The 13,979-nt window shown below is 39.1% G+C and carries 13 protein-coding genes; 8 read left to right on the top strand and 5 right to left on the bottom strand.

From position 1 onward, the window contains the following. Window positions 1-45: 45 nt before the first annotated feature. Genes GZ63_RS0101940 through GZ63_RS0101930 form a run of 3 tightly spaced genes read right to left on the bottom strand, consistent with a single transcriptional unit; the run spans window position 46 to window position 2,636 of the window. Window positions 46-993, bottom strand: a complete 948-nt coding sequence (locus tag GZ63_RS0101940) for a metal ABC transporter solute-binding protein, Zn/Mn family (protein WP_029266333.1) — start codon at window positions 991-993, stop codon at window positions 46-48. A gap of 38 nt (window positions 994-1,031) precedes the next feature. Further along, window positions 1,032-1,892, bottom strand: a complete 861-nt coding sequence (locus GZ63_RS0101935; RefSeq protein ID WP_029266331.1) for a metal ABC transporter permease — start codon at window positions 1,890-1,892, stop codon at window positions 1,032-1,034. Then, on the bottom strand, window positions 1,893-2,636 hold the full coding sequence (locus GZ63_RS0101930) for a metal ABC transporter ATP-binding protein (protein WP_029266329.1): 744 nt from the start codon (window positions 2,634-2,636) through the stop codon (window positions 1,893-1,895). A gap of 370 nt (window positions 2,637-3,006) precedes the next feature. Between GZ63_RS0101930 and GZ63_RS0101925 the strand changes: the two genes are divergently transcribed. Together GZ63_RS0101925 and GZ63_RS0101920 are read left to right on the top strand one after the other, a co-directional pair. After that, the gene (locus tag GZ63_RS0101925; protein ID WP_029266327.1) at window positions 3,007-3,924 is read left to right on the top strand and encodes a c-type cytochrome; all 918 of its coding nucleotides are present in this window, start codon (window positions 3,007-3,009) and stop codon (window positions 3,922-3,924) included. 40 nt (window positions 3,925-3,964) lie between these two features. Further along, a complete protein-coding gene (locus tag GZ63_RS0101920; protein WP_084178910.1) occupies window positions 3,965-4,861 on the top strand; it encodes a c-type cytochrome in 897 nt (298 codons plus the stop codon). A 50-nt stretch (window positions 4,862-4,911) separates the two neighbouring features. On the opposite strand, the gene GZ63_RS0101915 is transcribed toward GZ63_RS0101920, so the two are convergent. Beyond that, a complete protein-coding gene (locus GZ63_RS0101915; RefSeq protein WP_029266323.1) occupies window positions 4,912-5,781 on the bottom strand; it encodes a LysR family transcriptional regulator in 870 nt (289 codons plus the stop codon). 231 nt (window positions 5,782-6,012) lie between these two features. Here GZ63_RS0101915 and mmgD point away from each other — a divergent pair, with 231 nt between their 5' ends. The 6 genes from mmgD (at window position 6,013) to GZ63_RS18570 (ending at window position 12,874) form a co-directional block, all read left to right on the top strand. Beyond that, a complete protein-coding gene (mmgD, locus tag GZ63_RS0101910; RefSeq protein WP_029266322.1) occupies window positions 6,013-7,122 on the top strand; it encodes a citrate synthase in 1,110 nt (369 codons plus the stop codon). A 48-nt stretch (window positions 7,123-7,170) separates the two neighbouring features. Then, the gene (locus GZ63_RS0101905) at window positions 7,171-8,607 is read left to right on the top strand and encodes a bifunctional 2-methylcitrate dehydratase/aconitate hydratase (protein WP_029266321.1); all 1,437 of its coding nucleotides are present in this window, start codon (window positions 7,171-7,173) and stop codon (window positions 8,605-8,607) included. A gap of 15 nt (window positions 8,608-8,622) precedes the next feature. Next, the gene (gene prpB, locus GZ63_RS0101900; RefSeq protein WP_029266320.1) at window positions 8,623-9,531 is read left to right on the top strand and encodes a methylisocitrate lyase; all 909 of its coding nucleotides are present in this window, start codon (window positions 8,623-8,625) and stop codon (window positions 9,529-9,531) included. A 300-nt stretch (window positions 9,532-9,831) separates the two neighbouring features. After that, window positions 9,832-11,487, top strand: coding sequence for an amidohydrolase (locus tag GZ63_RS0101895; protein ID WP_029266319.1), 1,656 nt, complete (start codon window positions 9,832-9,834; stop codon window positions 11,485-11,487). A 45-nt stretch (window positions 11,488-11,532) separates the two neighbouring features. Continuing rightward, window positions 11,533-12,285, top strand: a complete 753-nt coding sequence (locus GZ63_RS18575) for an APC family permease (protein WP_264175916.1) — start codon at window positions 11,533-11,535, stop codon at window positions 12,283-12,285. Then, window positions 12,233-12,874, top strand: coding sequence for an APC family permease (locus GZ63_RS18570; protein ID WP_264175915.1), 642 nt, complete (start codon window positions 12,233-12,235; stop codon window positions 12,872-12,874). Before GZ63_RS18575 ends, GZ63_RS18570 begins: the two co-directional genes overlap by 53 nt. 97 nt (window positions 12,875-12,971) lie before the next feature. Here the strand turns inward: GZ63_RS18570 and GZ63_RS0101885 are convergent, their stop codons facing one another. Continuing rightward, the gene (locus GZ63_RS0101885) at window positions 12,972-13,862 is read right to left on the bottom strand and encodes a LysR family transcriptional regulator (RefSeq protein WP_029266318.1); all 891 of its coding nucleotides are present in this window, start codon (window positions 13,860-13,862) and stop codon (window positions 12,972-12,974) included. Window positions 13,863-13,979: the final 117 nt, after the last annotated feature.

Below are 13,979 nucleotides of genomic sequence, written 5' to 3'. Positions count from 1 at the left end.
AATAACAAACAGCTGCATGCACTTTCAGAAGCAGCTGTTTGTTGCTTATTCTTTGTCTCCGCCTAAACCTTCAGCGATCACATCAATGTTATATTCTAAGTAGCTAAGATACGTATCAGCACCTTCTCCGCCAATTTCATCAGAATAAATCGGATCTTCAAAGTTTGGAACCCCTGATTCATTAGAAACTGTTTCCATAGGGCGAGGGTCAACGTTAGATTCTGTGAAAACAACAGGTGCTTCATTTTCTTCTAAAAATTCAACGAGGCTTGTAATTTGTTCTGTGGATCCATTTTCGTCTGTATCAATTTCCCAAATCCAGCCTTCTTTTAAACCATAGTGTGATGTCATGTATTGGAATGCGCGTTCACTTGTTACAAAAACACGGTTTTCTTCCGGAATTTCATTGATTCTTTCCTCGTATTCCTTATCAATTTCTTTTAATTGTTTAAGATATTCTTCCGCACTCTTTTCATATTCCTCTTTGTTGTCAGGATCTACCTCCACAAAAGCATCACGTAAAGCTTCCGTCATTTTGATCCCTACACCAGGGTCAATAAATGCGTGTGGATTAATTTCTTCTTCATGTTCGCTATCTCCCCCACCAATATACATAGGCTCCACATCTTCTGTTAAAAGATAAGCATTTTCTTCATCCTGTCCGGTAGAATCAAGCATTTTGAAGAACCAACCCTTTTCTCCACCTTCTAGATTCAAACCGTTATAAAATAATACATCTGCATCTGTTGCTGCTTTAATATCATCTGGCGTTGGCTCATATTCATGTGGATCTGTTCCAGTTGGCACAAGGTTCGTAACTTCAACGTTATCTCCGCCTACTTCCTTTGCCATGTCTTCAATAATTGTAAACGATGTAACAACTTTAAGCTTACCATCGCCACCTTCTCCTGATGCCTTGTCGTCACTTCCGCATGCTGCAAGGAAAAATGCTGCCATACTTAGCATGGCAATACCAACAATAAACTTTCTCATTTTTTCTATTCCTCCTATTCATCTTATATCTATTTCTATTATCCACTAATGGTCTGGCGCTGCTTAATTTTTCGAAGCGCCCGCCAAAGCACACCTTGTTTTGGTGAAAGTAATAATGTTGCCACAAAAATTGCTGTTGTCGCTAGAGCAATGACAGGACCGGTTGGCATATTGTAAATAAAACTAATGTATATACCACTGACTGCCGATATTGCCCCAAAAAATGCTGCAAGGGCAATCATCGTTGATAACCGGTTTGTTAATAAGTAGGCAGTCGCTGCCGGTGTAATCAGCATGGAAACAACCAGGATAACACCAACAGTCTGCAAGGATGCTACCGTAACGAGGGTCAAAAGCACCATGATAGCATAATGAATCACTTTTGTTTTCAGACCGTAAGCAGCAGCCATCGTTTCGTCAAAACTGGAAACTAGTAATTCTTTATAAAATAGTAAAATAGCCAGAAGCACGATCGCCCCTATGATAATGGTTAGCCACATATCAGATGATCGAACAGATAACACATTACCAAATAAAATCTGTTGTAAGTCTGTTGCACTTTGTGCTTTGGTAATCAAAATAACACCCAGAGCAAAAGCGGCTGAAAAAACAATTCCAATCGAGGAATCATTTTTAACACGGCTGTTTTCACTAATATAACCAATGCCAAGAGCTGTTAATATACCTGTGAGCACAGCTCCATAAAAGTAATTGATTCCCACCATGTAGGAAATGGCGACACCTGGTAAGACAGCGTGTGAAAGAGCGTCTCCCATCAAGGCCATACCACGCAAGACTATGAAAGAACCGATTACACCACAAATAATTCCTACGACGGTTGAGGTGATAAGCGCTTTTTGTAAAAACTCATAATTTATCATATCTTGGAAGAAATCCATTTAAACACCTACCCCCATACCAGACATTACAGAAAATGGAGTTTGATAGGCTTGTTGCAGTATATCTGCTTTAAATACCTCATTTACTGGTCCGGCGCCAATTAAGTTTTTATTAATTAAAATCAATTCATCAAAATAATCCTCGACTTTTCCTAAATCATGATGGACGACAAAGATTGTTTTGCCTTCCTCTTTTAAGTCTTTCAAGATATTAATGATGACATTTTCACTTGATACATCAATCCCTACAAATGGTTCATCCAGAAAGAAATAATCCGCTTGTTGCGCCAGCGCCCGGGCTAAAAAAACACGTTGTTGCTGACCACCGGATAGCTCACCGATCTGGTTATGAGCAAAATCTTCCATCCCTACTTTTTCCAGGCATTGTAATGCCCATGCTTTATCTGCCTTTTTAGGGCGACGGAATAACCCGAGTTTTGGATAGGTGCCAAGCAATACCGTATCCTTCACAATGATAGGGAAATCCCAATCGATGTTGGACCGTTGCGGCACGTAAGCAATTTTTTTTCGAACAGCTTCAACTGATTGACCAATAAAGGATACATTCCCCGCATCTCGAGGAGTCAGTCCGAGCACAGCCTTCATCATCGTTGATTTGCCAGCACCGTTTGGACCGATAATCCCGACCAAATTTCCCGGTTCAAATGAAAAGTTAACATCATGAATGACGGACTTTCCATAATAAGACACATGGAGATTTTCCACGTCTATAGTTTGGTTCATCTTTTACCCTCCTAAAAAGTTTGACTTGTACTTTCTTACTTGTATTAGTATATATATGTTTGCCGTATGCAACTTTTATTATTATATAATACTTTATTGATTAAGTAAACATTTAAACGATATTTTATTTAAACTTTTTTTATACTATGTTTACTTGGCTGTATATGTGCGGGTGCCTGGCACTCCCCGAATTTTGTCGAACAAATGTCAAGTTATTCATTAGATGATAATCCTGTTGTATGCTGCTATTTAATGTAATGCTTAAATATTCTAAAATCAGTCATATTTTAGTCACAATTATTAATAGAATCATAGTGAGTGAAAGCGGCATGTAAGAAGAACAGAAAATAGACGGAAGGGTGGATGGAGAATGCAAGGTAATAAAAAGGGCTATGTCTTTATGCTATTCATTATGATTGTATTGGTTTCAGCTTGTTCACAAGAAACGAGTAAGCAAGAAACAAAGGAGATACCAGAAGACCTACCCTCTCTAGAAGATTTGGACCCAAATGATCCGATGACACCTTACGCGAAATATGGGGAAGAGATTTTTAATAAGACAAGTACAGTACTACCTGAAAAAACCGGAAATGAATTGTCTTGTGCAAGCTGTCATGCAGATGGCGGGGCTTCAAGTACGATTTCAATGATTGGGGTAACGACGGAATATCCTGCTTTTCGCCCCCGTGAAGATACCATTTTTACCATTGAAGACCGTATTAATGGATGTATGCTCCGTAGTATGAACGGGGAGGAGCTGGAATTTGAAAGTGAAGAAATGCGCGCTATTTCAGCGTACTTAACCCACCTATCTGAAGGTATACAGCAAGGAGAAGCAGCATGGCTGGGACTTGATAAAATGGAAGAAATTCCAGAACCAGATATTGAAAGAGGCAGTGAATTGTTTGTAGAAAAGAGTTGTATGTCTTGTCATGCAACAGACGGTTCTGGCAAAGGAATGACATCCGGACCACCTTTATGGGGGGATGGTTCCTTTAATGATGGGGCTGGAATGAACCGTTTATCTGATATATCCGGATTTATTAAAGAATATATGCCTAAACATAACCCTGGTTCCTTAACAGATCAAGAGGCTGCTGATTTGGGTGCCTTTATTCTATCGCGTGAACGCCCAGTCTGGGGAGGCCATGATAAAGACTGGTCAGATGGAGGACGTCCTACCGATATCATTACACAGGAACGCCGAGAAAAGATACGTAACGGAACGTTTGATTGGACAGAAATCGATCATATTGTACCTAAGAAAGCGTATGATTATGAAAAATAAGGAGCTTATCAATTTAAATAGAAGGGGATGGGGGAAGGAAATGCTGAAAAAAAAGAGCCTGTGGTTCTATATGTTTGCCTTCATAGTGGTCATTGCAGCTTGTTCTGAAACGACAACAAAAAATGTTGAAGATACGAAATCCGCATCTAATTCTGATCCTTCTTCTGTAAGTGATTTAGATCCAAGTGATCCGATGACACCGTATATTAAGGATGGAGAAAAAATTTTTAATGAAACGGATACGATGTTGCCTGAAAAAGTTGGAAATGAAATGGCTTGTATGAGTTGTCACGCGGATGGCGGCACATCTCAAGGTTCAACGCTTGTCGGTGTGACGGGACAGTATCCGAAATACCAGCCACGTGCAGGTACGGTACAAACCATTGAAGAGCGTATTAACAGTTGCATGGTTCGCAGTATGAACGGGGAAAAACTAGAGTATGACGGGGAGGAAATGCGCTCCATTGTGGCTTATTTGACACATATATCGGATGGTATTGCGGTAGGCTGGGATGTAGAATCCGAGCAGGAAATACAAATAATAGAAGAGATTCCTGAGCCAAGTGTAGAAAATGGGGAAGAACTTTATGAAGAAAAGAATTGTATGTCTTGTCATGCTACTGATGGATCTGGAAAAGGGGTGACGTCCGGACCTGCTTTATGGGGGGCGAAATCTTTTAGCGATGGGGCCAGTTTGAGCCGAATGAAAGTCATGACCAATTATATTAAAAATAATATGCCAGAAGATGATGCCGGATCGCTAACCGATCAGGAGGCAACTGACCTTGCAGCCTTTTTACTGTCCAAAGAGCGACCGGAGTGGGAAGGTCATGAGAACGACTGGCCTGAAGAAGAACGTCCAAACGATGTGATTACAAAAGAAGAACGCAAGAAAATTCAGGAAGGTACATTTGACTGGTCGAAGATGAACCATTGACAGGAAGTGGAACAAAAGCTCCCATGCCAAGGGAGCTTTTGTTATTATCATTACAAATTTTTAACGTCCATTGTACGGATAAAATCAACGAATGCACGCACAATATTTAATTGTAAGGATTCGGTATGGTAGTACATCCATGTTTTGCGAGTAATGGGTTCGCCGGAAGGACTGTGAACGGGTTTGACGTTAAGTTCCGGATATGGATGGACAACCAAATTGGCTAAAATAGCATAACCAAGTTTATTAATTACCATTTCTTTACATGTTTCTACATCATTGACATGAATATTAATGTAAGGATTTTCTTTATAATTGGTAAACCACCAATGATCAATGGTATCCCTCATTCCCGCATCTGTATAATAATCGATTCGGGGCAGGGAGGGGAGATCCTCCCACGCAAATGGCCATGGTGCAGCAATACATATATTTTCTTCATAAAGCAGTTCTTTATGTTCCTGCCATGGATAATTTCCTTTGATGAAACTTAGGTGTACTTCATGATTTAAAAGCTTTCGGTGCATTTCACTGCTCCATCCGGTTACAACCTGACATTCTACATCAGGATGTTTTTGATTAAAAAGATGTAATAGTTTTGGCATTTTATTTAAGGCAAAGAAATTCGAAACACCTACCCGGAGTGTACCAGCGACATGGTCTTTCATATTCATTAACGTTTCTTCTATATTTCTTTGTTCCTTGAGCATATGTTTCGCATGCTGTGCCAGTTTTTGTCCTTCTGGGGTAAAGGTGATCCCTCTTCTTTTCCGGATAATAAGCGAAACACCATAATAATCTTCCATTTTTTTTAAACGGGAAGTTAGTGTTGGCTGTGATAAAAACAGGCTTTGTGCTGCATGTGTGATGTTTTTAGTGGCATATAAAGTAGAGAGCATTTCCCAGTCCTGCAAATTCATTATCATTCCTCCATGCATTCAGCCATAGAAAAAACTGATGGCTAGTTATAAATATTATATACTTTTAAAATCGCTGCGACAAATTTATAATAGAGTTATAGGAAAATAAAGAAATGATAGAAAAATGTGGTCTTTGGCTAGATTTTGAAAAATACCGAGCAGTTTGTTGTCGAATGTTGAAAGGGATTTCAAAGATAACAAGAATGGTATTTTAGACAAAGGAGGAGCAAAATGGAAGCGAAATCTAATTTTGTACCGGGACTTGAAGGAGTTATCGCATCAGAAACTGCAATTTCATTACTAGATACAGAGAAAGAGAAAATTGTGATCAAAGGGTATGATCTGATTGAACTGTCAAAGGAACAGGATTATTTAGATATAGCACATCTTTTACTCGAAGATAAACTTCCTGATCAAAATGAAAAAACGAAACTGGAGGAAAAGCTAAAAGAAAGATATGCGATTCCTACAGAAATTCTGGATATTTTTTCACTTCTTAGGAAACAAATTCACCCGATGGATGGACTTAGAACTGGTTTATCCGCGTTAGCAGGATATGACAATCAGATAGACGACCGCTCGTATGAAGCAGATACGGAACGGGCGTATGACCTTTTGGCAAAAATGCCTGCAATTACAGTGAATAGTTACCGTGCACTCAACGGGAAAGAGATTGTACATCCTCACAAGGACCTCTCGTATAGCGCTAACTTTCTCTATATGATTACAGGAGAGGTACCATCTGAGGAGGACGCTGAGATTTTCGATCGTTCCCTTCTGTTGTATAGTGAACATGAAATGCCAAATTCAACTTTTACATCCAGAGTTATTGCCTCTACTAACGCAGATATGTATGGTGCAATAACAGGCGCAGTTTCTTCCTTAAAAGGTAATTTACATGGCGGTGCAAATGAAGCTGTGATGTATCTATTACAGGAAGCGGAATCTGCAGCTGATTTTGAAGAGATACTGACGAAAAAACTGTATAAAAAAGAAAAAATCATGGGCTTTGGTCACCGTGTTTATATGAAGAAAATGGATCCAAGAGCTGCTGTGATGAAAGAATCATTGAAGGAGCTTTGTGAAAAAGCAGGAGATTACTCACTGCTTGAAAAATGTGAAGCTGGAGAAGAATTGATGAAACAGGAGAAAGGACTTTATCCAAACCTGGATTATTATGCAGCTCCTGTTTACTGGATGCTCGGAATCCCAATCGATCTGTATACACCGATTTTCTTTAGTGCTCGAACTGTAGGTCTGTGTGCACACGTTACAGAACAGCATCAGAATAACCGACTGTTCAGACCTCGTGTTAACTATATAGGGAAACCTTATGCATAAAAACAGTGGGGCGGTATACGCCCTGTTGAATAAGAAAGGAAGAGATGTATGCTAAAAGTAAATGAAGAAAATAAAGTAGATGCATTGCTAGAAGAAATAACGGACTATGTTTTAAATAAAGAAATTACCAGTGAAGAGGCGTTTACAACAGCCCGCTATGTTTTAATGGATACGTTAGGATGCGGCATTCTGGCTTTGAATTATCCAGAATGCACAAAGCTGCTTGGGCCTGTTGTTCCTGGAACCGTTGTGCCAAATGGAACACGCGTACCTGGAACTTCCCATGTACTTGATCCGGTAAGAGGTGCATTTAATATCGGTACCATGATTCGTTGGCTTGACTATAATGATACATGGCTAGCAGCAGAATGGGGGCATCCATCCGATAACTTAGGTGGTATCCTTGCTGTGAGTGATTATATTAGCCAGGCGCGTGTTGCAAAGGGAGAGTCCCCGCTTGTCGTCCGCGATGTACTGGAAATGATGATTAAGGCTCATGAGATTCAAGGTGTGCTTGCGCTAGAAAATAGTTTGAATCGAGTTGGATTGGATCACGTATTATTTGTAAAAATTGCTACAACTGCTGTCGTTACAAAAATGCTTGGCGGAGGACGCGAGGAAATTAATAATGCGCTATCGAATGCATGGATCGATAATTCCAGTTTGCGCACGTATCGCCACTTCCCAAATACAGGATCCAGAAAATCTTGGGCAGCTGGTGACGCTACAAGCAGAGCAGTATTCCTTGCTCAGCTTGCGGTAAAAGGTGAAATGGGTTATCCGAGTGCATTAACTGCACCAGGATGGGGCTTTCAGGACGTTTTATTTAACAAGCAAACATTAACATTAGGCCGTCCGCTTGATGCTTATGTGATGGAAAATGTTTTATTTAAAGTTGCTTATCCTGCTGAATTCCATGCGCAAACAGCAGCAGAAGCAGCAGTAGATCTGCATGCAGAGGTTAAGGATCGCATCGATGAAATTGATAAAGTAGAAATTACGACACATGAATCAGCGATCCGCATTATTGATAAAAAAGGACCGCTTCATAATCCGGCTGACCGCGATCATTGCTTACAGTATATTACAGCGATTGGCCTGCTGAAAGGAAATGTTACAGCAGAAGATTACGAAGATGAAGTAGCAAGTGATCCAAGAATTGATCACTTACGCGACAAAATGATTGTTACGGAAGACAAAGAATATACAGCAGATTATTTGGATCCTGATAAACGTTCCATTGCCAATGCTGTTCAAGTTTACTTTAAGGATGGAACGACAACTGATAGAATCGTATGTGAATATCCACTTGGACACCGTTTCAGAAGAAAAGAGGCATACCCAAGAATTGTGGAAAAGTTTTCAGCAAATCTTGCTACCAAGTATACAGCCAAACAGAGAAAGAAAATCGAAGAAGCGTGTGCGGAAGAAAAAATCAACACATTGGGTGTTCATGAATTTATGGATTTATTTGTGAATGAATAAAGGAGTGCATCAAGTATGGCGTGGATCGTGGATCAACCATCATCGCAAGAAAAATTAGCAAAGCAATTTCAAGCCTTAATTAATGAGAAATCTATCCTGCAAATCCCTGGAGCGCATGATGCAATGGCTGCGCTTGTCGCAAAAAATACAGGATTCAAAGCACTTTATCTATCCGGAGGAGCTTATACAGCAAGCAAGGGTATCCCTGATCTTGGCATGGTAACTTCAACGGAAATAGCTGAGCGAGCTCGGGATCTCGTACGGGCAACCAATTTACCAGTTCTTGTTGATATTGATACAGGTTTTGGCGGAGTATTAAACGTGGCACGGACTGCCCGTGAAATGGTAGAAGCAAATGTAGCAGCCGTACAAATAGAAGATCAGCAACTTCCAAAAAAATGTGGTCATTTAAATGGCAAACAACTTGTCACAAAAGAGGAAATGGCCCAAAAAATTAAAGCAATTAAAGAAGTAGCACCGTCTCTCGTCGTAATCGCACGTACGGATGCAAGAGCAGTAGAAGGACTGGATGCAGCGATTGAGCGCTCTGCAGCTTATATGGAAGCAGGTGCAGACGGCATTTTCCCTGAAGCACTACAAACAGATGAAGAATTTAGTGTATTCGCCAAAAAAGTAACAGTTCCGCTACTTGCCAATATGACTGAGTTCGGGAAAACACCCTATATTACCGCTGAAGAATTTGAAAGCATGGGATTCGCTATGGTTATCTACCCGGTGACCTCCATGCGTGTAGCAGCTAAAGCGTATGAACGCGTGTTTGACCTAATCAAAACAAAAGGTACACAAAAAGAAGCTGTAGCCGACATGCAAACAAGAAAAGAATTATATGAAACGATCTCTTTAGAAGACTTTGAATCCCTGGATCAAGACATTGCAAAAACAATTCTGCCAAGTGATTCGTAGAATAGAAGGCAGCCCATTAGAATAGAAAGAACCTCCTCACACCTTAGCCGGCGTGAGGAGGATTTTTTTTGGTATAGAAGCTATTTGGTTGAAGAATATCATTTATGCATTATTGAATAGAAATATGCAATACTTCATAAAAGTTAATGAAATATTACGCAATATTAAAATATTAAATAAATGAGCAGGCCTGTTATATCGGTTTATAGAGAAAACTTTATTGATTCTTGGTCAGGTGGCATGCAAATTGCATCTTAAATGTAAGCGCTTTAATTACTGAATAATAGGAGGAAAATTAACATGGTGCTAGCAGATAAAATATTTTTCAGTCAATCCGTATTTACCGGAGTAGAGGAGCATACCAAGGCTGGTGCAGTTGCAATTAAAGAAAATAAAATAATAGCTGTAGGATCTATAGAGGAAATAAAGTCATTCATTGGACCAAATACAAAAGAATATGATTTTGGAAATCGAACGATTATGCCTGGTTTTCATGATGCTCATTTACATTTAATGCTCGGTGCATTATTAACACATGGCAGTGTTGATTTGTCAGGTTCCACTTCATCAGCAGATGCGATTAAAAAAGTAAAAGAATTTGCTGATCAAAGACCAAATAATGATTGGATTATTGGTTATGGCTGGGATCATCTAGGGTGGGGAGAAGACTTCCCAGATCGGTTTGAAATCGACCGGATGGTTGATGACCGGCCAGTGCTCTTGTTCCATGCGGAATTTCATTATTCATGGGTGAATAGTAAGGCACTCGAAGTGGTTGGGGTTACGAATCAGACCAATAATCCGTCTAATGGAGTAATTCAAAAAGATGAACACGGAGAATTGACCGGAATATTGATTGAAACTGCAACAGGCCTGGTAGCTGATAAGGCGTTAACAATGACTAATCAAGATAAGACGGAGCTACTTGAGTCTTTTTTGGAAGAGGCTGCGAGATTAGGTATTACTTCAGTAAATGATCTATATGTTAATAGCGTGGAGCAATTGCATGGGCCTGACCTATTCCGTTTGTTTAAACAATTTGATGAGACAGGACGGCTATCTGCCCGCATTCATCTTTATCCAATTTTAGATGACAACATTGAAAACGCTAAAGAAATGAAAAATACGTTTGATTCAGAAAAGCTAAAGTTTGTGGGATTAAAACAATTTATTGATGGAGTTGTAACTAGTCATACTGCTTATATGTTAGATCCTTACGTAGATAAGTCAAAAACAAGAGGAAGCACTGCTTTACCAAAAGAAGTGATAAAAAGGCGAGCACTACAGGCGGATAAGGAAGGATTTCAAATACGGTTTCATGCCATAGGAGACGGGGCTGTTAACTTTGGATTAAATATTTTTGAGGAGGCACAAAAGGTAAACGGGGTTAGAGATTCGCGACATGCCTTAGAGCATATTGAAGTGATTGATCCAAACGACATCTCTAAACTAAAAGAGTTAGGAGTCATCCCTTCCATTCAACCTTCCCACTTAGCTCTGATGCCGAAAGAAAGTCATACGACACGGGTGAAAAAAGAAAAACATCCTTACTTATATCCGTGTAAATCATTGCAGGGGGAAGACATAAAGGTATCATTTGGCACCGACTTCCCGGTAACTGTCCTAAATCCAATGCTGGAAATTTATTATGCTGTAAATCGATTTGATTATACTGGAGAAAACGTTTGGAATGGACAAGAGAAAATTTCCATTGCAGAAGCTCTAAAGGCATATACCATTGGTTCAGCATACAGTGTTTTCAGAGAAAATGAACTAGGAACGCTAGAAAGAGGGAAACTTGCGGACATCATCGTACTGGATAAAAATATTTTCGAGGTACCTGCGAAAAATATAGATGATATGAAAGTAATTTTAACAATGGTTGATGGAGAGATAATTTTTAGTGAAAATGAATTACGTGTTGCAGAGAATTCAATGCTTTTAAAAGGTTTTTAATAGATTTTAGCAGGAGATTTAAACACAGGACAAGGGGGAGATAAAGTGAACGAAAATATTAAATTATCAAGATCACTCTCTTTACTTTCTGTTATAGCTTATGGTTTTGCATTCATGGCTCTAACAACAGTATTTAGTACCTATGGTGTTGCTTCTCAAATTTCACATGGAATGGTTGCAGGTTCTTATATTTTAGCTTTAGTTGTAATGATGTTTACTGCTTATAGCTATGGCCAAATGGCCAAAGAGTTTCCAATTTCAGGTTCTGCCTATACGTATACGCAAAAAGTTATTGGACCCCAGGTTGGATTTTTAATCGGATGGGCTATATTAATGGATTATCTCTTTATACCAATGGTTAACTTTTTATTATTCGGTGTATTTTTTTCAGCAGCATTTCCGGAAGTGCCTATGCAAGTGTGGATATTCGCCTTAATCGTGATCGTTACGTATGTTAATGTTCGAGGGATTAAAGTGGGTGCTAGTGCTAATTTACTTGTCGTTGGTGTATCCTTATTGTTTCTGACTGTATTTTGTATGTTATCTATACGATCCATTGTTCAAGGTACAGGTACGGGAATGCTTCTAAATATAGAACCTTTTTTCAATCCAAATGAATCGTTTGAATATGTAGTTGCTGGAGCAGCATTACTCTGTTTTTCTTTTCTTGGGTTTGACGCTGTTTCGACCTTTTCAGAAGAAGTAAAGAATCCTAAAAAAAAATATACCGCGAGCTATTATTTTAGTGACCGTCATTGGCGGTATCATTTTTACAATCGTATCCTATCTAGCGCATAATGTTTGGCCAAACTATATGCAATTTAAGGATCCGGATTCTGCATCTTATGAAATAATGGCACTAGTTGGTGGCAATGCATTAGAAGCAGGCTTTTTAGCTGTAACGGCATTTGTTGTTTTTGGCTCTGCCTCCGCTGCGCAGGCAAGTGCTTCGCGTGTATTATATGCAATGGGGAGAGACGGACAGCTACCAAGAACGTTTTTTGGGAAGTTGAGTAAAAAAACAAAAGCACCAGTGAATAATATTTTACTAATTGGCTTTCTATCATTATCAGCATTGTTTTTAAGTTTAACTTTGGTAGCATCTTTTATTAATTTTGGAGCATTGATCGCGTTTACTTTTGTCAATATCTCCGTTATTGTTTTATATTTTGGCAAAAAGAAACAGCGTTCGTTTAAAGGAATTATCCTTTATTTTTTGATTCCTTTAATTGGAAGTGCATTAACGATGTGGTTACTTTTTAACCTTGATACTCCATCAAAGGTTCTGGGTAGCATTTGGTTCGGACTTGGTGTTTTATATCTACTATTCTTAACAAAAGGATTAAAACAGCAACTACCAGGAATGGATAAAGACGAGGCTATGTAGGAAGCGATATGTAGGGGACAGTCCCACCACGTCAATGTGCTAAAGTGGTCGGGACTGTATCATCCAACGTGAGGATCAGTCCTCAAAAATGTCCCCTTCAATAAACCGCTCCAAAATAATTCCGTATCAATGCAATAAAGTGCTTTACCAGTGGTGGCAGGTATCGATCTTTCATTACTGCTACATATACGGTTCGCCGAAGATCGGCATCGTAAATTTCTTTGATGTGATACGTTGCATTTTTATATTGCTTCACATAATTTTCCGGAAGAATGGTAATTCCCAAATTTTCTTCTACCATATTACAAGCAGTTTCAAATCGCTCTACTTCATACTGTATATTCGGTTTAATACCAGCTTTACAGTAGGCGGTAAGGATATCCGTTCGAGACTGCAACCCTTCTTTACAAATGATTAGTTCCTCATCTTTTAATGCATCCATCTGAAGTGTTTCCTCATATTGCAAAGGATGATCTGGCGGCAAAAGAACAACTAATTGCTCTTCGTAGATGGGAAAGGCATTCATTTCATTGCTATTCATGTATTGATTAGTAATCGCTAGGTGAATGTTATAATTTTTAAGGGCGGCTACGACATCCTGTAAACTTAAAATTTCTGTTAATTGAATACGAACATTTTTATATTTTTCTTTAAATTGCTTTAAAATCGTTGGCGTCCAGAACATGGACGACTCAATGATACCTATTGTCAGTTCCGATGGTCCTTCTTTTTTGAGACGAATCATTTCTTGTTTTACATGGTCAAAGTGATGGACGAGTCTTGTAGCCTCTTGATATAAAATATCCCCTTCTTTCGTTAAACGCAAATGCCTTGTTGTTCTGTTTAGTAATGAAAACCCAACTGCATTTTCCAGTTTTTTCACAGCGGCACTTAACGAAGGCTGTGCTATATGCAATCTTTTGGCTGCCTTTATGTATGCTCCTTCTTCGACAAGTGTTGTAAAATACCTAAGCTGGTTAAATTCCATATCTTAAGCTCCTCGTATAGTATATTTAGGCTTTTCTTTTCAGCCTATTAACTCATACAAATTCACAAAAATCTCATTGTTGATAACTACGTTACCTTCACTACTGGCGGACGCTTT

The sequence above is a fragment of the Virgibacillus alimentarius genome (assembly GCF_000709085.1).
Classification (GTDB): domain Bacteria; phylum Bacillota; class Bacilli; order Bacillales; family Amphibacillaceae; genus Virgibacillus_B; species Virgibacillus_B alimentarius.
The sequence above is the reverse complement of the archived record's forward strand: the minus strand, read 5'-3'. Positions and strand labels throughout refer to the sequence as shown.